This is a genomic window from Verrucosispora sp. WMMC514 (assembly GCF_027497295.1).
Taxonomy (GTDB): Bacteria; Actinomycetota; Actinomycetes; order Mycobacteriales; family Micromonosporaceae; genus Micromonospora; species Micromonospora palythoicola.
This window is the reverse complement of sequence record NZ_CP114906.1, coordinates 6,614,770-6,639,022: the sequence shown is the minus strand read 5'-3', so window position 1 is coordinate 6,639,022 and position 24,253 is coordinate 6,614,770. Positions and strand designations below refer to the sequence as shown.

The following is a 24,253-nucleotide window of genomic DNA, read 5'->3' as shown; positions in this document are numbered from 1 at the left end:
TGCCTCGACGACCGCGCGGTACGGGTAGTCGGACGGGTCACCCGCCCGCGCCGGGGACGAGGTCGCCGAGCGGGTCGGATGTGGCGGTGGTCTGGTCTGCCGGGCGACGCCGCGCGTCACCGGTCGCCTTCCGTGGCCGGCTGCGCGCCGTCAGGCCTCGCGCGGTGGTGACGGTCCGTCGAGGTCCGATCGCCGGGTACGGGCGCATGGTGCCGTCGCCGTCCGGCGCGGTTACCGCCCGGCCTCGGACAGCGACAGCCCGGTGTCCGCGTCGAACAGGTGCGCACGGTCCAAGTCGACCGTGACCTGCACCCGTTCGCCCGGTGTTCCGGTGACGGTGGGTCGTGCCTTGACCTTGAGGATCTCCGTCCCCACCTGGACGTCGACCACCGTCCGGTCACCGAGCGGCTCGAGGCCGTAGAGCTCCCCGGACAACGACGCGTTCCCACGCTGCTCGACGGACAGGTCCTCGGCGCGTACGCCGAGCAGCAGTGGACGACCGTCCTCGGCGGTGCTCCAGCGGGGCCGCGGCAGCGTCCAGCCCTGCGCACCGACCAGACGATCGCCCTCGGCGTGGCAGGCGAGCAGGCTGATCGGCGGGCTCCCGACGAAGCCGGCGACCCACTGGTTGGCGGGACGCTCGTACACCTCGGTCGGCGTGCCGACCTGTTGCACCTTCCCCTCCTTGAGAACCGCGACCTGGTCGGCCATGGACAGCGCCTCCACCTGGTCGTTCGTCACGTAGACGAAGGTCGCTCCGAGGCTGCGGTGGATGCGGGTGAGCTCGGTACGCATCTCGACGCGGAGCTTCAGATCGAGGTTTGTCAGCGGCTCGTCCATGAGAAACGCGCGCGGGCTACGGACCAGCGCCCGGGCCAGGGCGACCCGCTGCATCTCACCGCCCGACAACTGGGCGGGACGACGTTGCAGCAGCCGGTCGATGTGCAGCAACCGCGACATCCGCTCGACGGCGGCGGCGATCTCGCTCGCGGAACAGCGACGGGCCCGCAGCGGCGAGGCGATGTTCTCGTACGCCGTGTGTCGCGGGTAGAGGGCGTAGTTCTGGAAGACCATGGCCAGGTCGCGGTCGGCCGGAGCGTCACCGGTCGCGTCCCTGCCGTCCAGCTGCACCGACCCGGCGTCGAGTTTCTCAAGGCCGGCGATCGCCCGTAGGGTCGTCGTCTTGCCTGCCCCGGAGGGACCGAGCACGACGAAGAACGAGCCGTCCGGCACGTCCAGCGTCACCCCGTCCAGGGCCTGGACCTTGCCGAAGGACTTGCACAGCCCGTGCGCTGCCACGGTTCCCATCAGGCCACCAGTTCTTCCGTGTGCACGTCGTAGACCGTCGGGGTTCCGCCGGTGTGCCGCAGCCCGACCGGGGCGTCAGCGTCGAACCGGACCGTCGGTGGCATCCGCACCCGTACGTCCCGTTGGCCGCTGTGGTCGATCACGTAGATGATCTCGTCGCCCAGCCACTCCGCCGAGACCACGCGGGCCGGGACGGAACGTTGCGCCCCCGGTTCGGTGACCTCCAACGCCTCCGGCCGGACGCCGGCGACCAGGCGACGGTCGCGCGGCAGGCCGGGCGGCGGGCTGAGGACCAGCCCGCCCTGACTGCGCAGCTTCCCGTCGGCCACCTCCACCTCGATCAGGTTCATCGGCGGGGAGCCGATGAACGCGGCGCAGAAGAGACTCGCCGGACGGTTGTAGACCTCCAGCGGCGTCCCGATCTGCTCGACGCGGCCCTTGTTGAGGATCGCGATCCGGTGCCCGAGCGACATCGCCTCGACCTGGTCGTGGGTGACGTAGACCATCGTCGTCCCCATTTCCCCCTGCAGGTGCTTGATCTCCGTGCGCATGTCCGCCCGCAGCTCCGCGTCCAGATTGGTGAGCGGTTCGTCCATGAGGAAGGCGCGTGGTCGTCGCACCAGAGCGCGAGCCAGCGCGACGCGTTGCTGCTCCCCGCCGGACAGCTGGCGTGGTCGCCGGTCGAGCAGCGAATCGAGCCGCATCAGGCGGGCGGCCTCGGCGACCCGCTCGCGCACCTCCGCCTTGGGCAGCCCCTCGGCCCGCAGTGGGAACGCCAGGTTGTCGCGGGTTCTCAGATGCGGGTAGAGAGCGTAGAACTGGAACACCATGGCGATGTCGCGCTCGGCGGGCGGCAGGTCGTTGACCAGCGTGTCCCCGATGCGGATGTCGCCCTTCGTCTGCCGTTCCAGGCCGGCGACGGCCCGCAGTGTGGTCGTCTTTCCGCAACCCGACGGGCCGAGCATCACGAACAGCTCGCCGTCGTCGATGGACAGGTCGACGTGATCGACCGCGACCGTCCCGTCCGGGTAGCGCTTGTGCAGGGCGGTCACCTCGATGCCCGCCATCAGCGTCGCACCGCCCCGAGCGTCACACCGGCGACGAGGTGTTTGCGTACCAGGTAGGCGAAGACGAGCACCGGCAGGGCGAACACCACGGACGCGGCGGCCACCAGACCCCAGTCCGTGGTGGTGCCACCGATGAGGCCGGCGATGGCGGGTGGGGCCGTCCGCACGCTGTCGCTGGAGGTGAGGAAGATGGCGAACACGAACTCGTTCCACGAGAAGATGAGCGCGAAGACCGCCGTCGCGGCGATGCCGGGTACGAGCAGGGGAAGGGTGAATCGCCAGAACGCCTGCAGGCGGGTGTAGCCGTCGAGCATGGCGGCGTCCTCGTACTCCGCGGGCACCTCGTCGACGAACCCCTTCATCATCCAGATCGTGAACGGGACGTTGAACGCGGTGTAGATGAGGATCAGGCCGAGCTTGCTGTCGATGAGTCCGACCTGGCGGTACATCAGGAAGATCGGGATCACCACCACGACGGGCGGCATGAAGCGGGTGGACAGGATGAAGAACAGCTGGTCCTTCCTGGCCCGCACGGCGAGACGGGAGTAGGCCCAGGCTGCCGGGACTCCCAGCACGGTGGCCAGCACCGTGGAGACTCCGGCGACCACGGCGGAGTTGAGGAACGCGACGGACAGCGCCGAGCGACCCCCGTCGGGGCCGACGAACACGTCCTTGAAGTGGTCCATGGTGACCGTGAAGCCGAAGAACTCGGCCGGGACGGCGTAAACGTCCCGGTTCTCCTTGATGGACGTCTCGATCATCCACAGCACGGGGAAGAGCATCACCACGGCCAGCACGGTCAGCAGCGCGACCTCCACCGCGGCGCGGCCCCGGCCGCCGAGGCGGCGCGCGGGACGCGGGCGGTCCCGGGCGGGACCTGTGGACACGGCCTCGTCGACGGAGACGGCCATCAGCCCTCCTTGAGCTTGTTCAGGTAGCGCAGGTAGAGCTGCGTGAGGACGATGACGACGAGGACCATGAGGATCCCGTACGCCGACGCGGTTCCGGTGTTGAAGCCCAGGAACGCGACCTTGTAGACGTGGAACGACAACGTCTCGGTGGAGACCCCCGGGCCGCCGTTGGTGAGGATGTAGACGAGGTCGAACAGGCGGAAGGCCTCGATGGCCCGGAACAGCACGGCGATGAGCAGCAGCGGCCACACCAGCGGAAGTGTGATGGTGCGGAACCGGAACCACTCGGACGCCCGGTCGATCGAGGCGGCCTCGTACAGGTACTTGGGCACGGCGGTGAGGCCGGCGAGGGCGATGAGCATGATGAACGGCGTCCACTGCCAGGTGTCGACCACGATCAGGGAGATCAACGCCGTGCGCTGCCGGGTGAGCCACTCCACCTGTCCCAGGCCGAGCGAGCCGAGCATGCTGTTGATCACGCCGAACTGCGCGTCGAGCATGAATCGCCAGAACAGCCCGACCACCACCGGCGACAGCATCATCGGCACCAGGAACAGGGTGGTCAGCATTCCTCGCCCGTGTGTGCGCCGCGAGATCAGGTAGGCGATGCCGAAACCGAGCACGGTCTGCAGGGTGACCGCGCCGACCACGTAGATCAATGTCGTCAGGGCCCGCTGGTGGACCTGCGCCGATGTCAGGATGGCGGTGTAGTTCCCGAACCCGACGGAACGGGCGGGCCCGCCACGGGTGGCCGAGTAGTCGGTGAAGGACAGGTACAACGCCCACAGCAGCGGAAACACCGACATCGCGAGCAACAGCAGCAGCGCCGGGGAGATGAAGGCCACGGCGAGCCAGCGGTCGCTCAGCCGGCGGGACCGACCCGGTGCAGGTGGCGTCGCGGACGCCACCTGCCCGGGGTGGTCGGTCGTCACAGGTACGGCGTCACTCACAGTCCGCCGCCGCCCCTGCGGCTGCTGGAGTCGAGCACGGCCTGCTGCTCCTTGGCGATGTCGTCGAGCGCATCCTTCGGTGCCTTCGCGCCGTTGAGAGCCGCGTTCACGTTGGTGTTCTCGATGTCGACGAGGCGGGCGTACTCCGGCACGTTCCACATGTCCCGCATCCGCGGCACCGAGTCGGCGTACACCTGGTTGAACGGACCGGCATTGAGGAACTCGGGCGACTCCAGGGCGTCGGTACGCGACGGCACACCACCGGCCGCGGCCCACTTCTTCTGGATGTCCGCCCGCTGGAACCACTTCATGAAGTTCAGGGCCTCAACCTGGTTCGCCTCGGCCGAGTAGGCCGACACGTGCATCCCCATGCCGCCGAGCGGGACCAGGTTGGTCTTCTGGCTCGGCAGGGTGGCGAAACCCAGCTTGTCGAGAATCTGCTCGCGGGTGGAGCCGAGCGTCGACTGCTTCGGATCGAGCAGGCCGCCGCTCGCCGCGATCCAGTTGAACGCGATGCACGCCTTGCCCTGGGCGACCGCCGCGTTCACCTCGTCGATGAACCAGTTGCCGGATCCCCTGGCGGTCAGCGGCTTCATCCTGTTGACCAGGACGTCCATCGCCTCCTGGCCCGCGGCGTCGTTGAGGACACCCTCGATCTTGCGCGTCTTGGGGTCCCAGAGGTTGCCGCCGTAGACGCCGTTGACCGTGTTGTAGGTGACGGCCGCGGCGTCGGAGCCGTTGGCCTGGTGGAAGGCCAGCCCGCTGACGCCGGGGTTGTCCGCCTGGCACTTCTCGGCGACTGAGATCATTTCATCCCAGGTCTGCGGTGGCTGGTCGCCGATCAGGTCCTTGCGATAGATCATCGTCCAGGTGTCGCCGAGCAGCGGCAGCCCGTACAGGCTGGCGTTCTCGTCGCGCTTGCCGGTCTCCGCCTGGGGGAACTGGCCGTACGCGGCCAGGAGGTACGGGTTGTAGGCCGCGACGTCGATGTTGCTCTTGACGAAGTCGGTGATGTCGAGGATGTTGCCGTTCGTCACGGCCTCGCCGATGTGCTGCGAGTCCAGGATCGCGATGTCGAAGTCGGTCTTGCGGGCGGCGAACTGGGTGAACATCGCGTCGTGCCAGTTCGCGTTCGGCACGGTGTTGACCTTGATCGTCGCGTTCGGCCGCTCCTTCTTGTACTCCGCGTTCGCGAAGTCCTCAAGTGCCTGGGCGGGCGGCCAGTCGAACCAGATGAAGCTGAGGGTCAGCGGGTCGTTGGTGAGCTCCGGGATGGTCGCCGGTGCCTTGGGGGCGCTCGCCTGGCCGTCGTCGTCCTGGCCATCGCCGCAGGCCACCATGGTCGTGGCCACCAGCAGCATGGCCGCCGTCGCCAGCTGCACCCTTCGACCGGGAACGGATGGTCGTCCTATTCGCTGTTGAAAGCGCATCTTCTCGCCTGCTTTCCGGATGAGAGCTTCGGGACCGTCGCCCTGTGCTTCGCCGAGCAGTTGCTGGGTTCTTTCCGGCGGTTCGGCGGGCTGTCGCGGGACCGACCCGCGGACCGGCGTCACGAGTACGTCGTGATGTACTGGATCTTCGTGCCGTCGAGCGGCCCTCCGGTCCAGCTGCGGCCCGGAGGCGGACCGAGCAGGACGTCGAGCACGCTCATGGGCGCTCCAGGTGATCGGAGTAGAGCGATCGCGGGTGGCTCCGCGACGGTGGTGGATGGCGGTGGTTCGCCATTTTTCCTATACGATCCGGCTGGGGCGTCAGCATGTCGCAGAGTTGTGACTGATGTCAACAGGTTCCGGAAGACGCAAAGAAGGGCCGCACGTCACGATGGACGACGAAGGAACGATCGGGCGGGGCCGTCGAGTCGTGGCGGGCGGAACGTCGTCGGGAAGATCTGGCGGGCGGCTCGCCGACGAGGTGTACGACACGCTGCTCGGCCAGCTGATGTCGCTCCGGATCGAGCCCGGCTCCCGCGTCACGATCGACGTTCTGGCGCGCGAGCTGGGGGTCTCGCAGACGCCGATCCGGGACGCCCTGAACCGGATGGAGGCCGAGGGCCTGGTCGTGCGGGTGCCCCACGCCGGTTACCGCATACCGCCGCAGATCACCCGTCGCCGCTTCGAGGACATGCTGGAGGTCCGCCTGCTCCTCGAGCCGGCGGCGGCGCGCAGGTCGGCCGAACGCGCGTCCCTGGCCCAGGTGGCCGGTCTGCGGGCGATGCTGGGAGAGATGGCGGAGTTGGAGGGGGGCAGCGGGCCTGCGGCCTACGGCGCCTTCGGTCTGCGCGACGCCGCCTTCCACGATCTCGTCGCCCTGAGCGCCGAGAACCAGGTCATCCGGGAGGCGCTGGCGCGTCTGCACAGCCATGTGCACCTCTTCCGGCTGCACCACGACACCCAGGTCACCCACCTGGCCATGGCCGAGCACGAGCAGATCGTGGCCGCGATCGCCGCGCGTGACCCCGACGCCGCCGCGTACGCGATGCGCCGGCACATCCTGCGCTCCGGCGAGCGGTTCCGGCGGTTGTTCGACGAGGCCAAGGACGCCGACGCGGTGGCGCTGGAGGCTTGACGGGCGGGCTGGGCCGGGGAATGCTAACTGAATCGGATCGGATTGGATCTACCTACCCGCCCCCGGACGCGAGGAGAAGCAGGTGCCCAGAGCGCTGCTCCTGACCGGCGACGCCGCCGAGGAACTCGACACCATGTATCCCTACTACCGCGTGCAGGAGGGCGGCTGGGACGTTGACGTCTCGTCACGGACGAGGCGTGACGTGCAACTGGTCATCCACGAGTTCGACCCCAACTCCGACGCCTACGTGGAGAAGAACGGCCGGAAGCTGCCGGTCGACGTGCCCTGGGCCGAGGTCGACGTCGAGCGCTACGACGCCCTGATCATCCCCGGGGGACGCGCTCCCGAGTGGATCCGGGTCGACGCCGACGTCCGGCGCATAACCGAGCACTTCTTCGCACGCAACCTCCCCATCGCCCTGGTGTGCCACGGCGCGCAGGTGCCAGCGGTGTACGGGCTGCTGAAGGGCCGGAAGACGGCGTGCTTCCCACCCATCACCGGGGACATGGAGAACGCGGGCGCGACGGTCATCGACGCCCCCGACGTGGTGGACGGCAACCTCGTCTCCTGCCGGGGCTGGCCGGACATGCCGCAGTTCGGCAGGGCCATGATGGAGCTGTTCTCGAAGTCCGTCGGCTCCGCGTCGGCGTGACCACACCTGGCCCCCCCGGTGACGACGCTTCGCACCGTCACGGTGGACGGCTCGCCCGTCCACGTCCTGGAGAGCGGCACCGGGCCCGCGGTACTGATGCTGCACGGCTCCGGACCCGGCACGACCGGGACCGGAGCCTGGGCACCGACGGCCGAGGCGCTCGGCACGTCCTGGCACCTGGTGGCTCCGGACCAGGCGGGGTTCGGTCGTACGCCGGTCCCGACGGGTTCCCGCAGCCTGCTCCGACTGTGGTCGGAGCAGGCTGCGGACCTGATGGATGCCCTCGGTATCGACCGCTACGCCGTGGTGGGTCACTCCATGGGCGGTGCCGTGGCGTTGGCGTTGGCGGCCGCGCGGCCCCAGCGGGTCACCCGGGTCGTGGCCGTCTCGACGATGGGCGCCCCCGGGGCACCGCTGTCGGCCGGGCTCGATGCGATCTGGGCCGCCCCCGCCGACGCCCTCGGGGCACGGGACATGCTGAGTCGCCTCGTCCACGACCAGGCGCTGGTGACCGACTCGGCCGTCGATGCCCGGGCAGCGGCGATGCGAGCCGGGGCGGCCGCGTACGCGTCGTTGTTCCCGCCACCCAGGGCGCGATGGGTCGACGAGCTCACCCTCTCGGCGCAGGCGTTGGCAGCGGTCCGCGCGCCGGTGCTGCTCGTGCACGGCGCCGAGGACCGGATCACCCCGCTCGAGACGGCAGCCCTTCCCCTCCTGGATCACCTGGCCGATGTCCGTCTGCACGTGCTCGGCCGGTGCGGGCACGTGCCGGCAGTCGAGCATCCGCACGAGTTCAGGAATCTGCTGTCGTGCTTCCTGCGCCGGGACCGCCGTCACTGAATCGCGGCGGCAGGTCCGTGGCCCGTGCCCTGCCGCTGATGGTGGCTCGGACTTCCGCCGACCTGATGCCGCCATCGTCGGAGTCCGGAAAGCTCGTCCCAGGTCTGCTGTCCGGGTAGCCCGGTCGCCGAGCATCCTGGTCGCTGCGCGCCACGAGGATCCCGGACGTAAGGTCTGGGTCATGGCGCCCACGTTCAACGCGATCGGCCTCGCGGTGGCCGACATGGCAGCGTCCCTCGCCTTCTATCGGCGGCTGGGCCTTGAGTTCCCGGCCGGTGCCGAGCAGGAGCCGCACGTCGAGACGACGGTCGCGGGCGGTATCCGCCTCATGTGGGACACGCACGCCTCGTTGCGGTCCTTCGATCCGGGTTACCGGCCGGCACCGCCCTCCGGTGGCTGGGCCTTCCTCTGCTCCGATGCCGCCGAGGTGGACCGATGCCACGCTGACCTGGTCGCCGCCGGCTACTCCTCGGTCAACGCGCCCTGGGACGCACCGTGGGGGCAGCGTTACGCACAGGTGCGCGATCCGGACGGCAACGTCGTCGACCTGTTCGCCTGGACCGGGCCACCGCCAGGGTAGAGGTCAGCGGGTCGGCCCGATCGCGTCATCCTGACCTTCCCGACCGATGTCATCGCCTAGGTCGGCGGCACGGCAGCTGATCGGACGGGACTGTTCTCCGTCGCCCAGGCGCAGATGGCGGCGAGCGGCTCCTGAAGGGTCTTGCCGAGGTCGGTCAAGGCGTACTCGACGTGCTGCGGCGGTGCCTCCCTGAGCACCCGTCGCTGCACCAGCCCGTCGTGCCCCATCTCGCGCAGTGTCTCGGTCAGGACCTTCTGGGTGATCCCCGCGACGCGGCGACGCAGCTCGGCGTGCCGTTGGGGACCGGCGAGCAGCGCGTAGATGATCAGAATCCGCCATTTGGAGGCGAGCCGCTCGATCGCCTGCCGCGTCGTGCAGCCCTCGTCGAGCACGTCCGGAATCACCAGCGACATGAGCACCCCCGGGTGTTGGACCGCGCGTCGAAGGGCACCGGAAAGTGCCTTCTGTTCGGCGAGCACCGTGCGACCTAGCGTCGAGCCAACAGTAGACGCCGAAGGGAACCCCGCCGCCATGTCCGACCGCACGTCCGAGCACCGCACCCACACCTACCCCGGTGGCGGCATGAACTCCGAGCGTGTCACATTCACCGCCGACGGTCTCACGCTGGTCGGCAACCTCGCCGTGGCCGCCGACGGCGCGCCCGCTGTCGTGCTCACCGGGCCGTTCACCGGCGTGAAAGAGCAGGTCGTCGGCACGTACGCCGCTCGGCTGCACGAACACGGTCTGACCACACTCGCCTTCGACCACCGCGGCTTCGGCGAGAGCGGCGGTCGCCGTGCCCACGAGGACAGCCAGGGCAAGCTTGCCGACCTGCGCGCGGCGGTGAGCCTGCTCGCCGCGCACCCGGCCGTGGACGCCGCTCGGGTGGCCGCCGTCGGGATCTGTCTCGGCGGCGGCTACGCGGTCCGCGCGGCCGCCACCGACCCGAGGATCCGCGCGGTCGTGGGCATCGCCGGCGGTTACAACAGCCCCGTGCGCTTCAGTGCGGGCGACCCCGACGGATACCGCCAGGCGCTGGTCTCATTCGTGGAGCGCTACGACGACGAGTTGCCGGCGGTGGCCGCCGACAGCGCACCCGCGGCGATGGGCGGCGACGAGCCGTTCGCCTACTACGGCACCGAGCGGTCGGCGGCGGCGCACTGGGAGAACCGGGTCACCTACGGCTCGCTACACGCGCTGATGACCTTCGACGCGCTTGGCGCGGCGCCGTTGCTCGCCGCCACCCCGCTGCTGGTCGTGCATGGCCGGACCGACGCCTACTGCGCACCAGAACTCGCCGCGGCGCTCCACGCCGAGGCGGCCGGACCGAAGGAGATTCGCTGGCTCGACGCCGAGCAGCACATCGACCTCTACGACGTGGAGCCGTACGTCAGTCAGGCCGCCGACGCCGCCGCGACCTTCCTGCGCCACCACCTCGGCGGCGTGACGTGATGGACGTGCTCTGTCAGGATCGGCGCATGGCGAACGTCTGGTCCGGTGTGACGATCGACTGCCTCGACCCCGAGCGGGTTGCCGGTTTCTGGAGCGCGCTGCTCGGTCGCGAGCCCGGCTCGTCGCAGGAGGGCTGGGTCTACCTGGGCGAGCGAGGTGACCCGCAGCCTCGGTTGGTGTTCCAACCGGTGCCAGAGCGTCGAGTCGGCAAGGTGCGGATCCACCTCGACATCTCCGTTGACGATGTCGACGAGGCCGTGACGGAGGTCATCAAGCTCGGTGGCCGGTCCACCGGTGAGCGGCACGACTACGAACAGGGTGTCGTCGTCGTCATGGCCGATCCGGAGGGCCACGAGTTCTGCCTGGTCGAGTACTACGGCTGACGGCGGCGCACGGACCCACGGCTGGCGTGCCGCGCGTGCGGCTTGCGCTACCGCGTGAAGTACGCGGCGCTCTCCGCGTCCGCGGGGTAGTAGGACTCGATCGCGACTTCGTCGATCGTGATGTCCATCGGCGTACCGAAGGTCGTGATGGTCGAGAACAGTCGCAGTTCTCGTCCGCCGACGTTGAGGATCATCGGGATCACGACATCGCCGTCGATCCGTTTGTCTGACGTCTCGTCGGGTCCGGGCACCAGGAGTTCGTCGTAGAGCGCGGTGAGTTCGGGGTCGGGGGCGGTGGCGAGCTGGCGTGCGATCCGAGTGCGGAACACCGCGCGCACGTCGGCCAGGTTGACGACCAGGCGCCCGAGCCCTCGGGGGTTCAGCCCCAGCCGCACCAGGTTGACCGGTGGCCGCAGCAGGTCGGGAGCCACCTGTGCGAAGAACGGGTCGACGGCGCGATTGGTCATCACGATGTTCCACCGGCGGTCGAACACCACCGCTGGATACGGCTCGTGTGCGCGAAGCACCCGGCTTATCGCGTCGTGGACGGCCGACAGTGCATCGTCGTCGAGTGGACGCTCGGTGTACCGGGGTGCGAAGCCGCCGGCCAGCAGGAGCCGGTTGCGATCACGTAGCGGCACGTGGAGCTGAGCGGCGAGCCGGAGGATCATGTCGGCGCTCGGCCTGGATCTGCCGGTCTCGACCAGGCTGACGTGACGAGCCGATACGTCGGTGGCGATCGCGAGATCCAGTTGGCTGAGCCCTCGGCGTCGCCGCCACTGCCGCAGGAGTTCCCCGACCGTGTGCACGATCATGAAGAGTACTCATCCCCGAGCCGGACGCCATGAAATCCGATGTCATCGACAATGCCCGCGGGCGCGGAAACACTGCGTCCGTGACCATGGAAAACAAGAACATCGTCCAACGTGCGCTGGCCGGGTTGATCGAGACGGGTGACGTCGATGCGCTCGCCCAGTCGCTGAGTGACGACTTCGTACACCACCGGCCGGGTCCGATCAGCTCGACCAAGAGGGAGTGGCTCGCCGCCGTCCGCGCCGCGCTGGTGCCGCTCGCCGGCATGCGGGTGGAGATTCATCAGATACTGGCCGACGGTGATCACGTCGTCGTGTACTCGCGGCGCTGGCTGCCGGACACGGGCCCTGAGATCGCGGTCGTCGACATCTGGCGCGTCGCCGGTGGACTGATCGCCGAGGGCTGGGAGATCATCGAGCCGGTCGCCCAGGTCGCCGCCAACCTGGTGTGGTGGGATCGCGCTCAGCGTTGACCGTGGGGGAGTCACCTGCGAGGAATGTGTACGTGCCCCCGGGCTGTCCGACGACGAGCTGCGCGGTCGCGCGGCACGTCGCGCTTTGTGATCACGCGCTAACGTGACGGAGTCGGGCTGGAGTGGGGAGCCGGGTATGGCGTTGGGTGATCTTGTGCGCCGGGTGTTCGCGCGGCAGTCGGAGGGCATCATCGCTCGACCGGTGCCCACACTGGACGGGCCCACCGACGCCGCGCCGTTCGTGGCCGACGAGGTCTACCTGGTGATCAGGGTCAGCCAGTTGTGGCTGGCCAACGAGCGCGAGTTGTGGCGGGAGTTCCTGCCCTTCGGTGCCGTGGTGACCGAGTTCCTGCGCGATGGCAACCAGGTCGCGGTGCCGTACCTGATCGGTGCGAGCGAGCTGAGTCGCCGGCTGCAGGTCACCGGCGAGCGCGACGCGGTGGAGATCTCGAACCTGCGGGTGGCCGGACCGGTGCCCTACGAGGGCGACGACGTGAGTCTGTTGCTGGCGCTGTTTCGCGCCAAGACATCGGACACGTTGCAGCGGTCGCTGAACCTGATCGAGAACGTGAGCAGCGCAATCGGCTTCGCCGGGCTACTGGGTTCCGCCAGGGTCGCCAAGGCGCTCATCGACGGTATCGAGTCCTTCGTGGACTCGGCGGCACTGGAGTTGCGCGTGGGCGTACACCAGTCGTGGTCCGCTCCGACCGGTCCGGCCGGCACGGCCCGTGGTCCGACGGAGCTGGCGCCCACCCACTTCGTGATCATCCGCCGGCCGGCAGGGGAGGCGACCCAGGCGGAGTTGGCGTCGCTCGGGGTGGCCGGTGGTCGGCTCTGCCGGGTGGCCGCGGACGGCACGACCGTGCCCTACACGGAGCACGACTTCATCCTGGTCCGGGTCGAGGCGACCCGGCACCGCGACGACTACCGCCAGCTGGCCTTCTTCCAGCTCTGGCGGCGGACCCGCCAGCACCTCGCGGACGGTGACCTGGGGGCGGCCCAGGTGCTGTGGCGGCAGACCGCCGGGGCGCTCTGCACCGACGAGTTGATCCGCCCGCAGCAGGAGGCCCTGTTCGAGGAGTACCAACGCCAGTACGTCGCGCTGGTGGAGCGTGCCTCCGCCCCGGCCGGCACGGTGCGCGGTGGGGAACACCGCGACGACGACGGGCCCGGCGGCGACGGCGCGACGGAGTTCGAAGACGACCCGGAGATCCTGCTGCGACGATTGGGGCGTTGAGGCCATGCCGATCTTCCGTCGACGCCGATCCGGCTCCGATGCCCCGGTCGACACGGGCCGGTCGACCGGGCCGGGCGAAGGCGACGAGGTCACCGAGGAGATGTTGCTGGGCGCCGCCAACTGGGCGCACGAACTCGTCAGCACCGGCCAGCTGGCGGAGGCGGACCGGGTGTTGCGGGGACTGGTCGGGCATGCCCAGGCCCTTTCGCCCAGTTCCGCCAGCTTCCTGGTCTTCCGGCTGCTCGGCCAGTGCGCGCGGGTCGCCGGTCGGCTCGACGACGCCCGGCGGGCCTACGTGATGGCCTTCGAGGTGGCCGCCGCGATGCCGGAGAGCAACGGGGAGCGGGCGGTGGATCTGCGGGTCGCGGCGATCACGGGTCTGGCCACCGTGGAGATCGCCGACGATCGTCTGGAGCAGGCGGTCAAGCTCTTCGGCATGGCGACCCAGCTCGCGGAGCTGGTCACCGACAAGACCGGCCTGGTCTCCGTCCTCTCCGGGCACGCGGAGGTGTTGCACCGGCAGGGCAAGACCGGTGCCGAGGGGCTCTACCGGCGGGCGCTGGCCCAGCCTGGCGTGGCCGGGCCCCGACGGGGGATCCTGTTGGACAACATGGCCCGGGAGTTCTTCCGGCAGGGCCGGCACGACGAGGCGATCGAGGCAGCGGCTGAGGGCGTTCGGTTGCTGGCCGACTCGCCGGCCCGGTACGACGCCTACAAGGCGATGATCAACCTGGCGACGATACGCCGGGAGGCGAACCGCGGCTCCACCGGTGAGGCGTTCACCGCCGCCCACGACCTCATCCACGACCTGCACTCCGAGGTGGACGCCGCGCACTACACGACCGGCTTCCGGGCCCGGGTCGAGCGCATCGAGGCGGCGACCCGGGAGCGGATGGGCGATGACCCGCTGGCCCTGGCCCACCCGGCCTTCCGGGAGATGGTCGCGAAGCTGGGCGACCCACGGATACGCCAGGACCTCACGATCGGTGCGCCGGCGTATTTCGCCAAGCGCGCGAGTGAGGAAGGTCAGCGGCATCTGATGGAGCACCGCTACGGCGAGGCGGAGCGCTCCCTGCGCACGGCCGAGGACCTGTGGAACCAGCTCGGCGCCGCACACGCGCTGCCGGCGGTCTGGTCGTCCCTCGGCCTGCTCTACGCCATTGTCGGTCGCCACGACGAGGCGCTGGCACTGCTGGAGCAGGCCCGACGGACGGCACACGAGATCGGCGACGCCCGCGCCGAGTTCACCGCTTTGATCAACCTGTGTACGCTGCTCTCCCGCGACCCGGCCCGTACCGGATTGAACCTGTTGGAGCTGGCAGCGCAGGCTCGGGCGCTCTTCACCTTCCTGAACGGGCAGTTCCCCGTCGAGACCACCGGCGACCTGGGCATCCTGGACTCCATCATGGCGGGGGTGGCCCGCGACCACGGCGCGACGGCGCTCGCCGATCGCTACCTGCTGGCCTCGATCGAGACGGTGCAGCGCGCACACGACCGGCACGGTGCGGAGCTGCCCTTCGCCGGCCTGGACCGGCTGGCGCTTCGACTCGGCACGCTGGTGCTCGACTGGACGCGCTCGGGTAGGGCGGAGCAGGCCGCGCCCTTCCGGGCCCGACTTGTCGCGTTGCGCGGCGCGGCGACAGCCGCGGCCGTGCGCTACCCGGCGGACGCGGCGCTGGGTCTCGCCGCGCTGGCCGCCGGTGAGCGCACCGAACAGACGCTGCGGGTGCTCCGCGACGCCTGCGACGGTTACGACGAGCTGCGCCAGGGCATCGCCGACCTGAGCGGGGCGGCGGGCTACGGTGCGATCTTCACGCCGCCTTTTGTCGAGGCCGCGGACCTGGCGGTGGAGCTGGGCCGGGTCGAGGAGGCGTTCGCGCTGCTGGAACGGGCGAAGTCGCGGGCGCTGCTGGAGGCGATGCGGGACCGGGAGACCGGCGTCGACCCGGCTGACCCGCTGGTGGCCCGGGAGGCCGCGCTCTGGGCCGAGCTGCGGCGGCTGCGCGCCTCGGGCATGGACGTCGACAGGTCCGTCGACACCGAGGAGCGTCGGCGGCTGTTGGTGCGTCGGATGTCGGCCTCCGAGGAGCAGTCGAGGGTACGCGGTGAGCTGCATGACCTGTGGCAGCAGATGGCCGCGACCCACCCGACGATGCGCGCCCACCGGATGGCCGAGCCGATCACTGCCGACGAAGTGGCCCCGTTACTGGCCGACGCGGGAGACGCCGTCCTGGTGGAGTACCTGACCGGCCCGTTCGGCGTGTGGGCGTTCACGTTGAGCGGCACCGATCTCACCGCGCGACGTCTGCTGGGGCCGCACGGCCCCGGCGCGGTGGCCGCCACCGACGTCGACGGCTGGGCGGACCTGCTCGCCTCGGCCGACGACGACCGGCTTCGTGAGCTGGTCGAGCATCCGGTGCACGCCGCGCTCACCGCGCCCATCGCCGACGTGCCGCCCAGCCGGCCCGTCTACGTGGTGCCGCACGGCACCCTGCACCTGGTTCCCCTGCACGTGCTGCCACCGGCCAGGACCGCCGACGATGCCGGTGGAGCCGCCCCGTCCGACATCGCGGAGATCAGGGTCCGGCCCAGGACGTACCTGCTGCCGAGCGCCTCGCTGCTGCGGGCACACCGGTCAGTCCCGGCACGCACCAACCCGCGCGGCGGCGAACCCGACCGGCGCTCCGCACCGGCCGGCCGCGTCCTCGTGTGCGGCGATACCCTCGGTGACCTGCCGTACGCGCGTGCCGAGTGCGCCTACGTGGCGGCCCGGCTCGGCGGCACGGAGCGGACCGGCGCGGCGGTCACCTCGGCCTGGCTCGCCGACGCCCTCGCCGGGCCCGAACGCCCCCGGTTGGTGCATCTGGCCTGCCACGCGGTCTTCGATCGGCGGCGTCCCGAGCGCAGCGGACTGGTGCTGGCCGCCGCGCCGACACCCGGTGCGCCGCGGAACCTGGATGAGGTCGTGCGAGGACGGCATCTCGACGGCGACATCCGACGCGGCGAACCGCTGGATCCGCGCGCCGCCGAGCCGGACTCGGGCGCCGATCTGGTGAGCCTGGCCCGACTGGCGCAGTGGAACTGGAGCGGCGTGCTTGTCGTACTGAGCGCCTGCGACAGCGGTCGGCATGAGGTGCGCGACGGAGACGAACTCGTCGGGCTGGGCCGGACCCTGCTGGCGGCTGGCGCCAGCGGCCTGGTGACGGCGATCCGGCCGGTCCCCGACCTGGCGACGGCGCTGCTGATGGGTTGGTTCTACGACGGGCTGGACCCGGCGGATCAGCTCGGCCTGGCGCAGGTCGGCCCGGTCCTCGGCCAGGCGCAGCGACAGTTGCGCGAGGCGAGTGCGGCCGACCTGGTGGAGCGGGGCGTCCACCTGGTGGCGGCGGGGGGCGACCAGGCCGTGCTGGGGTGCCGCACCATCGCGGTGGCGCACCGGACGGCGGGCGAGATGGAGGCGTTCGTGACCTGGCAGCGCCATCTGAGCAGGCTCGCGGAGGGTCAGCCACTACCGGCGGGGGCGACGTCCCGACACGTGTCCACGGGCGCGCCGGCGTACCGGACGGTCCGTCCGTTCGCCGGACTGGCCGACTGGGTCTCGTTCACCGTCTACGGCGCCGCGCCGGTCGGAAGTTAGGTTTCTGCCGACCGTCCGGCGCGGGCGACGATGACGACCGGCGGCCGTCTACGGTTTGCGGGCAAGTAGCCCGACGAAGGTGTGGTAGGTGTCGGTCTGCTTCGGCGCGGGCGTGTCCGGATCCGGACGCCACTCGGCCAGCGGCACCAGCCCCGGCTCCAGCAGCGTCAGCCCGTCGGCGAAGGAGAGGATCTCCTCGTCGGTACGCCAGCGACCGGTACCCAGCGACTCGTTGAAGACCCGCTCGACCTCGCGGGCCTTACGGGAGCCTTCCGGATCCCGCTCACCCGGATCACGGAAGTGTGAGATCGCCACGTAGCTGCCCGACGGCAGCGCGTCGATCAGCTCGGCCGACACCGCCCGCGGCTGCTCGTCGTCGCCGAGATGGTGCAGGATCGCGAAGAGCAGCAGCCCGATCGGCCGGTCGAGGTCGAGGAACCGACCGACGTCCGGATGGCCGAGGATCTCCTGCGGTCGACGGATGTCGGCCTGGATCACCGTGGCCCGGCCTTCCGCGGCGAGCAGCGCCCGCCCGTGCGTCAGCACGATCGGGTCGTTGTCCACGTAGACCACCCGGGCGCTCGGGTTGTGCTCGGCGGCGACCTCGTGCACGTTACCCTGGGTGGGCAGTCCCGACCCGATGTCGAGGAACTGGTCGATGCCGGCCTCGGTGGCGAGGAAGCGGATCACCCGGCGCAGGAAGGCCCGGTTCGCCTGGCCGGCGGCGGGTCCGTCGGGAGTGATCCGCAAGGCGTGCTCGGCGACCTTCCGGTCGACCTCGAAGTTGTCCTTACCGCCCAGAAAGTAGTCGTAGACCCGGGCCACGCTGGGAACGGTGAGGTCGATTCCGGGGGGTGCGGCCTCGTCGCGGGTCACCATGGCATCTCCATCCGAATCTGATCGACGCACCGGTTTCCGTGGGCGGCGTCGGACCTTGGTGGGAAGTGTAGCGATCGGACGGTGCGGATCGTCGCCCCGCTGGTATCGCTCCCACCAGACCGGCCCCGCGACCAGGCAGCATGCCGAACGGCGGAGCCCGGCACCCACTGTCAGCCGGTCAGCACCAGGGCGTGTGGCGTGACGGCGATCGTGGCGGCCACGGCGCTGCCGACCCGTACCGTCGCCTGTGGTGCCTCGACGAGGGTCAACGCCGAGCGTGCCACGCCCTTCGAGGCGGTCAGGATCTGTTTGCCGCCCACCTCGACACCGCCGGTGGCCTCGCCCGTGGCGGTCACGGTCACCAGCGCCGCGGCGATGCGGTCCACCGGAACGTCCGCGAGCGAATCCGTGGTGCCCAGGGTGACCTCGACGTCGGACCGTGCACCGACGCGTACCGGCTCGGGCGCCTGTGGCGCAACGGGCACCACCAGGCCCTCGGTGGACTCGGGTGCGCCCGCGCCGGTGACGTAGCCGACCAGGTCGGCCCGCAGCTCCGTACCCGCTTCGTACCGCAGGTGAACGGACCCGTCACGCACCGGAACGACCATGAGCCCGCTGCGGGTGCGGTCGCTGCCGCTGGTGGCCGACCAGTAGACGGTCTGGTTCAGGTCGCCGGCGCGTGTCCCCGCGGCGACGTACCCGCCGTGCGATCCGACGTCGGCGGAGACCTGCAGGATCACCGCCGAGATCGGGCCCGCGTCGGCGAGTGGTCGAATCTTGGCGAGCGGGATTCTGGCTTTCTTCCCGTCGGTCCGCGGCACCAGGGTCACCACCCGGGTGGGGGGCACCGCCACGATGCGTCCGGCGTCGGAGCGTTGTGCCGGTTCGAACACACCGACCAGACGTACCAGCAGATCGCCGCCGCCGGAGGTGCTGGCCCGCAGGTCGCCGTCGGGGGCGAGGTGCGCGACCACGGTGGCGGACAGTTGCGCGCCGGCCTTCGGTGCCCGCAACACGACCGTCCGGTCGGTGCCCTGGCCGACGGTGACCTCGCCCGGGCCCTTGGCGTTCAGGATCGAGACCTCGACAAGCACCACACGGGTGTCGGCGGCCGCCTCGGGCATCGGCACCGTCACGTCCACACCGGCGGGCAGCGAGCCGACCTCGCGCGAGTCGAGCAGCACCCGGGGCCGCACCGGGACCAGGCGCGCGGAGCCGGCGACCGTCCGGTCCGTGGGAGCTGCCGAGGCGTCGCCGAACGAACGGGCGTCGAGTGCGGTCGCCGGGACGGTCCCGGGCTCGCCGACCCAGGCGCTCACCGCGTACCTCGAGCCCACCAGCACGGTAGCGGAGGTGAGGACCCAGGCCAGCGCGATGATGAGCCATCGGGCCACCGGTGACAGGGGCCGCCGCTCGCCGGTGGCGACGGTGACCTTCACACCTTTCGTCGGGATACGCATGGCGTCTCCTCCGTCTGCTGCTCGCGCTCACCGGACGCGCTCACGCGCTGCACCGCCCACCCGGTCTCCGCTGTGCTGCTGTCCCATTGTCCGGCATCACTGCCGGCGTCGTCACGGTCTGTCGGCCGGTCCCCGCGTCCGGGACTGTCCAGCTCGGCGAAGGTGCTGAGGGCCGCGGCCGTCGCCCACCCGGGCGCCTCCTGCGCGATCGCTCCGACGAGTCGTCGGTCGACGGTTATCCCGACCCGCAGACCGACGTCGCTCCGCAGGCGGGCGAGCTGCGCCGGTGCCCGCACCGCGGTCGGTAGGAATCCCGCGCGGGCGAGCAGCGCGGCGAACTCCGGCCGCGACGTCGTCGGTCCGTCCGGAGCGTGCCGACCGCCGGCTCCACCCGGATCGCCGGGCTGACCGGGTACGTCCACGATGGCCGTCGGGCACCAGCGGGGCAGGCCGAGTTGCCGCCGTGCCCGGGTCAGCCGCCGCGACAGCGGCCTCGCCCTCGTCGGGCTGCCGGCGACCTCGGCGACCGCGGCCAGCCGCACCGGATCGTCGCGGACCACCGCGACCACGACACCGTGCGCGGTCAGGCACACCCCCACCCCGTACGCCGATCGACTGCTCATCGTGCCTCCCCGGCGAACACCCCGACCGGCACGGCCAGCGGTGCGCCCGGTGACGGCGGGGCCACGAAGGCGACCTGGACCTGGGCGAGCCCGCCGGCCTCCACCAGATAGCCGCGTCCCGGCAGCGGCCGGGGCGGGGCCTCGCGCGGCAGCCGCACCCGGAGCACCTCGCCGTCGTCCGGCGCCGGGCGTAGCAGCAGTCCGGTCCGCGACATGGTGACCGCCCGCTGCCAGGGTTGCATGCCGCGGAAGGCGTCGGGCCGGCCGGCGACGACAACGTGGACGCCGGCCGGTAGGCCCGGCAGCAGCCGGTCCAGGGCCGGCCCGGCGTCGGGCAGCGACTCGATCCCGTCGACCAGCAGAAGTGCCCGTCCCGTGCTCGGCTGGCTGGTCAACCCGCTGAAGGAGCCGCTCACCTCGGTGCCCTGGGTGCCGGTCCAGGCGTCCGGGTCGGCGGCCACCACGAGTACGCGGGCGTCGGGTGCGCTGGCGCGGGCGGCGGTGGCGAGCAGCCGGAGCGTACCCGTGCGACCGCTGCCGGCGGGACCAGCCACCACCGCGTGCATGCCCGGGCCGAGCGCGAGCGTGGCGACGCTGAGGTCGCGGTAGTGCCGGCCGATGCCGAGCCGCCAGACCGGCCCGCCCGCCGCGGACGAGGACAGCACCTCACCGGCGGGCACCAGTTCGGGCAGCACCGTGACGGTGGGCGCGGGAACCGCGTCCGGGTAGTCGGCGACGACCCGGGCCACCGCGTCGGCGAGCGCCCCCGGCCGGGCGTCGCAGTGCCGCCCGATCTGGACCTCGCGCCGGGTCTGCAGGTCGATGGCCCGCAGGCCGGTCAGCTCGGGCACATCCCGGGCACGCAGACCCAGCCCCGTGTACGAGTTGGCGTCGGCCAGGCGTAGACACAGCTTCGTGGGCAGTTGGGCGAGCACCCGACCGGGTACGCCGCGGTCGTGCGACGCCGAGATGAGCAGCCGGATCCCGACGGGTGCGCCGTCGCGCAGCAGCCGCTCCAGTCGTGCGCCGACCTCACCGACGCCGGTCCGTTCGGCCCCTTCGACAAGCGCGTCCCAGCCGGCCACCACGAGCAGGACGTCGGGTGAGGCCGCCCGGCTCACCCGCCGGCGGGCGATCTCGGCATCCATTTGGTCGAGTACCCGGGCGAGGCGCTCGCTGTCGTCGACGCCGACTGCCGCGCTCACGTGCGGCAGGCCGGCCAGCGCCCCCAGGCCGGTGCCGAGTCCCTCCAGCACGAAGATCCGCTGCCGGTCGGGGGCGCGGTGGCGGGCGAGGGAGAGGCAGGCGGTGGCGAGCACCGCGCCGGTGGCGGTCGCGTCGGCACCGAGCACCAACGTCCCACCCGCCTCGGGCGCCCAGCACCACACGTCGGAGCGTTGTTCGTCGGGCAGGTCCACCAGGCCGAGCGGAACCGGAAGCGGACCATCCGCGGTGGCGCCGATGTCGGCGGCCAGGCTCCAGGCGTCCACCTGCTGCGGCAGCGGTGGCGGGCAGGGCACCCGCGGCCGGGGGTAACCACCCCGCTCGGCGGCCTGCGTCAGCACGCTCACCAACCTTTCGAGATCTGTCGGTACGCCGTCGGGCTGGTCCTCCCGCACGTCCGTCACCTGCTCGGTCAGCAGTGCGAACGGGGCGACCTCGATGCGTGCGCGTGGTCCTCGTCGAGTCGCTGCGGAGACCAACGCGGTCTGCACCCCGACCACCTCGCCGGCGCCGAGCCGGACGTAGGCGCGGCCCGGCCGGTGCCGGTCGATGTCGGCCGCCTGCCGGGTGCCCAGCACGTCACGGGAGTCCGCCTCGTCCTGGACGCGCAACGCCACCCGCAGGTTCGTGTTGGCCCGGATCTTGCCGTCCACCACGCCCTGCGGTCGCTGGGTCGCGAGCAGCAGGTGGATGCCGAGACTGCGACCCCGCTGCGCCACGTCGACCAGCGCGCCGAGGAAGCCGGGCAGTTCCACCGCGAGCGTGGCGAACTCGTCGATCACGATGAGCAGCCGCGGCAGCGGCGGGTCCGGAGCCACCAGGTCATCGATGTCGCTGACGCCGGCTTCGCGCAGGCGTCGCTCCCGGTGCCGCAGCTCGGCCCGTAGGCAGCGCAGCGCCCGCGCGGCGAGGTGTTCGTCGAGATCGGTGACCAGCCCGACGGTGTGCGGCAGCGCGGCGCAGGCGTCGAAGGCGCCGCCGCCCTTGAAGTCGACGAGCAGGAAGGTGAGCGCGTCCGGCGAGTGCGCGCACGCCAGCGAGGCCACCACCGTACGCAGGAACTCGCTCTTGCCCGCGCCCGTGGTGCCCACCACCAGACCGTGCGGTCCGTCGCGGTGCAGGTCCACCGTCAGCGGACCGTGTTCGGTGAGCCCGATGGTGGCCTGCATCCCGCAGGTGCCGCGTCGCCACCACTCACCCACCGACAGCGGGTCGAGGTCCTCGACCGGCTGTCCCAGCCCGTCGGGGCCCGACATCACGGTCCGCAGCAGGTCCACCAGGCGGGCGTGGGACGGCAGCATGGCCGCCGCGACCGCCTGCTCCGGGTCGGTCCAGCGGGCCAGCGCCCGGGACGCCGGAGCGCAGACCTGGTCGGCGGCCCGCACCGCGAGCAGGCCCGGCGTCCGCTCGCCGGTGACCGCGTCGGTCAGGTCGGCGGTGCCGTCCTGCGTCAGTTCGAGGAAGCACTGGCACACCGAGGGCAGGCGTTCGGTGTGTCCGCTCACCACGAGTGTCCGGCCGCTGCCGCGGGCGAGCCGGCCCAGCATCGACGCGACGCGCCCGGTCACCAGGTCGTCGCCGTCGACCACGACGACGGTGTGCGTGGCACCGGTCCGCTCCGTGCCGGCCCCACCCGCGATGAGTGCGGTGCGCGACGGCGGTGCGGTGTCGGCGGCCAGCCGGGTGAGTAGTTGTTCGGTGGTGGCCGGGTCGGCGGCGACCCGCAGCGTCCCGTCGTCACCGCTGAGGTGCGGCAGCCACTTCAGCCAGTCCCAGCGGGCCAGCCGGTCCGGCTGCACGACCAGAGCCACCGCCAGGTCGGCCGGTCCGTGCCGGGTGACCAGATCCAGCACGACCGCGGCGGCGGCGCGGTGCGCGGCGGTGCCCACGACGCCCAGTCCGGTGCGGTCACGCAGGTTGACGTGGATCGGTACGTCCGGCAACCGGGACCGTTCGGCGAGCGCCTCGCCCAGCTCCGGTCGGCCGGTCAGTTCCTCGGTGCCGCGGCGGCCCAGCTCCGGAAACCAGGGTCGGGCACCCACGCCGATGACCACCCGCAGCTCGTCCGCGTCGCCCGGGCGCACCTCCCACAGCCCTCGACCCGACACCGCCCGGCGCACCAGGCCGGCCAGCCCCGGGTAGGCCGCGCGGGCCGCTGCCGCCACGGCGGTGCGGGTGGCGTCCAGGTCGGTGCCGAACCGCTGGACGGCCGCCGCCGACTCCCGGGCCAACCGGATCGTGTCCTTCTTGGCGCGATGCCGGGACTCGACCCAGCGGGCCAGCGCCATCAACGGAGTCATGGCGACCATGACCAGGAAGAACGGACTGAACACGAAGGCCATCACCACGCCGATGGGCAGCGGCGCGATGAGCAGCAGCCAGGACAGCGGCGCGGGGGTGGCGACCGGTGCCGGCGCGGCCGGCACCGGTACCTGCTCGGCCGGCGCGGTGGTGGCCACTCGGGGCGTACGAATCAGCGGCTCGCGACCCCCCGGGGCCTCGCCGGTCCACGGTGCGGGCCACGGTGGGGGCGAGGGCACCTCGGCCGGGGGCGCCACCCGGAAGGCGGTGTCGCCGAGCCGGAGGTAGCTGCCGTCGTGCAGATCGGCGTCGGACTCGTCGTCGGTGAGGTCGCGTCCGTCGACCCGTACGGGGCAGCCGTCGTCGACGGCGGCGACCCGCACCTGATCGGTCGTCTCGATGTGCACCAACGCTCGGGTCACGGTGCCGAAATCCAGCCCGGCCGGTCGGCGGCGTCCGATCGCGAACGTGCCGTGGTCGAGTGCGATGCTCTGGCCACTGTCGGGCCCGGCCACCCGGCTCAGCTCGACGACCGGCCGCCCAACCGGCCCGCCGCCCGACGGGCCGGCCGGCGTACCCGGTGCCGCCGGCCGCACGCTCAGCTCCGAACCGGCCCACAGCGGCAGGTCCGCGAGCCGGGTGGCACCGGGAACCTCCGTGCCGTCCACCTCGATGGTCAGCTCACCGGCGGCGACCCGGGCGGTGAGCGGTCCGGCCAGGTGGTCGAGCAGGTCGCCGACGGTGACGTCCGGGGCGGCCGTGACCAGGCGGACGTCCCGGGTGCGCGACCCTGGGCCGGCCGGGTCGTGGGCCGGCTGCTCTTCGATGCGGACGCTGAGCCTCATGACCATCGTTCGCCGCCGGACCCGCCGACGGTTCCCGTCGGCGCGAGATTCGGC

General features: G+C 71.4%; 20 protein-coding genes. 9 read left to right on the top strand and 11 right to left on the bottom strand.

Going from position 1 to position 24,253, the window contains the following annotated elements; all coding sequences use genetic code 11:
* Positions 1–231: 231 nt before the first annotated feature.
* From O7597_RS30605 to O7597_RS30585, 5 genes are read right to left on the bottom strand one after another with little or no spacing between them, the layout of a single operon-like run.
* Entirely contained in the window at positions 232–1,308 is a 1,077-nt protein-coding gene (locus O7597_RS30605; RefSeq protein ID WP_281581517.1) for an ABC transporter ATP-binding protein, read from the bottom strand.
* Positions 1,308–2,375 (bottom strand): ATP-binding cassette domain-containing protein, encoded by a 1,068-nt coding sequence (locus O7597_RS30600; RefSeq protein WP_281581516.1) that lies wholly within the window; start codon positions 2,373–2,375, stop codon positions 1,308–1,310. The genes O7597_RS30605 and O7597_RS30600 overlap by 1 nt, the downstream gene beginning before the upstream one ends.
* Complete coding sequence (locus O7597_RS30595; protein WP_269742159.1) at positions 2,375–3,286, bottom strand: carbohydrate ABC transporter permease; 912 nt, start codon at positions 3,284–3,286, stop codon at positions 2,375–2,377. The genes O7597_RS30600 and O7597_RS30595 overlap by 1 nt, the downstream gene beginning before the upstream one ends.
* A complete protein-coding gene (locus O7597_RS30590; protein ID WP_281581515.1) occupies positions 3,286–4,218 on the bottom strand; it encodes a sugar ABC transporter permease in 933 nt (310 codons plus the stop codon). Before O7597_RS30590 ends, O7597_RS30595 begins: the two co-directional genes overlap by 1 nt.
* A 14-nt stretch (positions 4,219–4,232) precedes the next feature.
* Positions 4,233–5,789, bottom strand: a complete 1,557-nt coding sequence (locus tag O7597_RS30585; RefSeq protein WP_281581514.1) for an extracellular solute-binding protein — start codon at positions 5,787–5,789, stop codon at positions 4,233–4,235.
* Between the two features lie 268 nt (positions 5,790–6,057).
* Between O7597_RS30585 and O7597_RS30580 the strand changes: the two genes are divergently transcribed.
* From O7597_RS30580 to O7597_RS30565, 4 genes are all read left to right on the top strand, one after another.
* Positions 6,058–6,801: a GntR family transcriptional regulator gene (locus O7597_RS30580; RefSeq protein WP_281581513.1), complete on the top strand. Its 744-nt coding sequence runs from the start codon at positions 6,058–6,060 to the stop codon at positions 6,799–6,801.
* Positions 6,802–6,883: 82 nt separating this feature from the next.
* Complete coding sequence (locus O7597_RS30575; RefSeq protein WP_269742155.1) at positions 6,884–7,453, top strand: DJ-1/PfpI family protein; 570 nt, start codon at positions 6,884–6,886, stop codon at positions 7,451–7,453.
* Positions 7,454–7,471: 18 nt separating this feature from the next.
* The gene (locus O7597_RS30570) at positions 7,472–8,293 is read left to right on the top strand and encodes an alpha/beta hydrolase (RefSeq protein ID WP_269742154.1); all 822 of its coding nucleotides are present in this window, start codon (positions 7,472–7,474) and stop codon (positions 8,291–8,293) included.
* 181 nt (positions 8,294–8,474) lie between these two features.
* Entirely contained in the window at positions 8,475–8,873 is a 399-nt protein-coding gene (locus O7597_RS30565) for a VOC family protein (RefSeq protein WP_281581512.1), read from the top strand.
* 56 nt (positions 8,874–8,929) lie between these two features.
* On the opposite strand, the gene O7597_RS30560 is transcribed toward O7597_RS30565, so the two are convergent.
* On the bottom strand, positions 8,930–9,352 hold the full coding sequence (locus O7597_RS30560; protein ID WP_269742152.1) for a helix-turn-helix domain-containing protein: 423 nt from the start codon (positions 9,350–9,352) through the stop codon (positions 8,930–8,932).
* Between the two features lie 52 nt (positions 9,353–9,404).
* On the opposite strand from O7597_RS30560, the gene O7597_RS30555 reads away from it, so the two are divergent.
* Entirely contained in the window at positions 9,405–10,325 is a 921-nt protein-coding gene (locus tag O7597_RS30555) for an alpha/beta hydrolase (RefSeq protein ID WP_281581511.1), read from the top strand.
* 26 nt (positions 10,326–10,351) lie between these two features.
* Complete coding sequence (locus tag O7597_RS30550; RefSeq protein ID WP_269742150.1) at positions 10,352–10,708, top strand: VOC family protein; 357 nt, start codon at positions 10,352–10,354, stop codon at positions 10,706–10,708.
* A 47-nt stretch (positions 10,709–10,755) separates the two neighbouring features.
* On the opposite strand, the gene O7597_RS30545 is transcribed toward O7597_RS30550, so the two are convergent.
* Entirely contained in the window at positions 10,756–11,523 is a 768-nt protein-coding gene (locus tag O7597_RS30545) for a helix-turn-helix transcriptional regulator (protein WP_269742149.1), read from the bottom strand.
* A gap of 29 nt (positions 11,524–11,552) precedes the next feature.
* Here O7597_RS30545 and O7597_RS30540 point away from each other — a divergent pair, with 29 nt between their 5' ends.
* From O7597_RS30540 to O7597_RS30530, 3 genes are all read left to right on the top strand, one after another.
* The gene (locus tag O7597_RS30540) at positions 11,553–11,993 is read left to right on the top strand and encodes a nuclear transport factor 2 family protein (protein ID WP_269742148.1); all 441 of its coding nucleotides are present in this window, start codon (positions 11,553–11,555) and stop codon (positions 11,991–11,993) included.
* Positions 11,994–12,129: 136 nt separating this feature from the next.
* The gene (locus O7597_RS30535) at positions 12,130–13,230 is read left to right on the top strand and encodes a hypothetical protein (RefSeq protein WP_269742147.1); all 1,101 of its coding nucleotides are present in this window, start codon (positions 12,130–12,132) and stop codon (positions 13,228–13,230) included.
* Between the two features lie 4 nt (positions 13,231–13,234).
* Positions 13,235–16,867, top strand: coding sequence for a CHAT domain-containing protein (locus tag O7597_RS30530; protein WP_281581510.1), 3,633 nt, complete (start codon positions 13,235–13,237; stop codon positions 16,865–16,867).
* Between the two features lie 48 nt (positions 16,868–16,915).
* Here O7597_RS30530 and O7597_RS30525 read toward each other — a convergent pair whose 3' ends face one another.
* The 4 genes from O7597_RS30525 to O7597_RS30510 all read right to left on the bottom strand — a co-directional run bounded on the left by O7597_RS30525 (position 16,916) and on the right by O7597_RS30510 (position 24,199).
* Complete coding sequence (locus O7597_RS30525; protein ID WP_269742145.1) at positions 16,916–17,746, bottom strand: SAM-dependent methyltransferase; 831 nt, start codon at positions 17,744–17,746, stop codon at positions 16,916–16,918.
* Positions 17,747–17,916: 170 nt separating this feature from the next.
* Positions 17,917–19,206: a hypothetical protein gene (locus O7597_RS30520; protein WP_281581509.1), complete on the bottom strand. Its 1,290-nt coding sequence runs from the start codon at positions 19,204–19,206 to the stop codon at positions 17,917–17,919.
* A complete protein-coding gene (locus O7597_RS30515) occupies positions 19,182–19,829 on the bottom strand; it encodes a hypothetical protein (RefSeq protein WP_269742143.1) in 648 nt (215 codons plus the stop codon). Before O7597_RS30515 ends, O7597_RS30520 begins: the two co-directional genes overlap by 25 nt.
* Positions 19,826–24,199, bottom strand: coding sequence for an FtsK/SpoIIIE domain-containing protein (locus O7597_RS30510; protein ID WP_281581508.1), 4,374 nt, complete (start codon positions 24,197–24,199; stop codon positions 19,826–19,828). Before O7597_RS30510 ends, O7597_RS30515 begins: the two co-directional genes overlap by 4 nt.
* Between the last annotated feature and the right edge of the window lie 54 nt (positions 24,200–24,253).

Excerpts from the sequence above, each read along its gene's own strand:
- O7597_RS30605 (WP_281581517.1), bottom strand. The coding sequence starts at position 1,308 with ATGGGAACCGTGGCAGCGCACGGGCTGTGCAAGTCCTTCGGCAAGGTC.
- O7597_RS30600 (WP_281581516.1), bottom strand. The coding sequence starts at position 2,375 with ATGGCGGGCATCGAGGTGACCGCCCTGCACAAGCGCTACCCGGACGGG.
- O7597_RS30595 (WP_269742159.1), bottom strand. The coding sequence starts at position 3,286 with ATGGCCGTCTCCGTCGACGAGGCCGTGTCCACAGGTCCCGCCCGGGAC.
- O7597_RS30580 (WP_281581513.1), top strand. The coding sequence starts at position 6,058 with ATGGACGACGAAGGAACGATCGGGCGGGGCCGTCGAGTCGTGGCGGGC.
- O7597_RS30565 (WP_281581512.1), top strand. The coding sequence starts at position 8,475 with ATGGCGCCCACGTTCAACGCGATCGGCCTCGCGGTGGCCGACATGGCA.
- O7597_RS30555 (WP_281581511.1), top strand. The coding sequence starts at position 9,405 with ATGTCCGACCGCACGTCCGAGCACCGCACCCACACCTACCCCGGTGGC.
- O7597_RS30550 (WP_269742150.1), top strand. The coding sequence starts at position 10,352 with ATGGCGAACGTCTGGTCCGGTGTGACGATCGACTGCCTCGACCCCGAG.
- O7597_RS30545 (WP_269742149.1), bottom strand. The coding sequence starts at position 11,523 with ATGATCGTGCACACGGTCGGGGAACTCCTGCGGCAGTGGCGGCGACGC.
- O7597_RS30540 (WP_269742148.1), top strand. The coding sequence starts at position 11,553 with ATGAAATCCGATGTCATCGACAATGCCCGCGGGCGCGGAAACACTGCG.
- O7597_RS30535 (WP_269742147.1), top strand. The coding sequence starts at position 12,130 with ATGGCGTTGGGTGATCTTGTGCGCCGGGTGTTCGCGCGGCAGTCGGAG.
- O7597_RS30530 (WP_281581510.1), top strand. The coding sequence starts at position 13,235 with ATGCCGATCTTCCGTCGACGCCGATCCGGCTCCGATGCCCCGGTCGAC.
- O7597_RS30525 (WP_269742145.1), bottom strand. The coding sequence starts at position 17,746 with ATGGTGACCCGCGACGAGGCCGCACCCCCCGGAATCGACCTCACCGTT.
- O7597_RS30520 (WP_281581509.1), bottom strand. The coding sequence starts at position 19,206 with ATGCGTATCCCGACGAAAGGTGTGAAGGTCACCGTCGCCACCGGCGAG.
- O7597_RS30515 (WP_269742143.1), bottom strand. The coding sequence starts at position 19,829 with ATGAGCAGTCGATCGGCGTACGGGGTGGGGGTGTGCCTGACCGCGCAC.
- O7597_RS30510 (WP_281581508.1), bottom strand. The coding sequence starts at position 24,199 with ATGAGGCTCAGCGTCCGCATCGAAGAGCAGCCGGCCCACGACCCGGCC.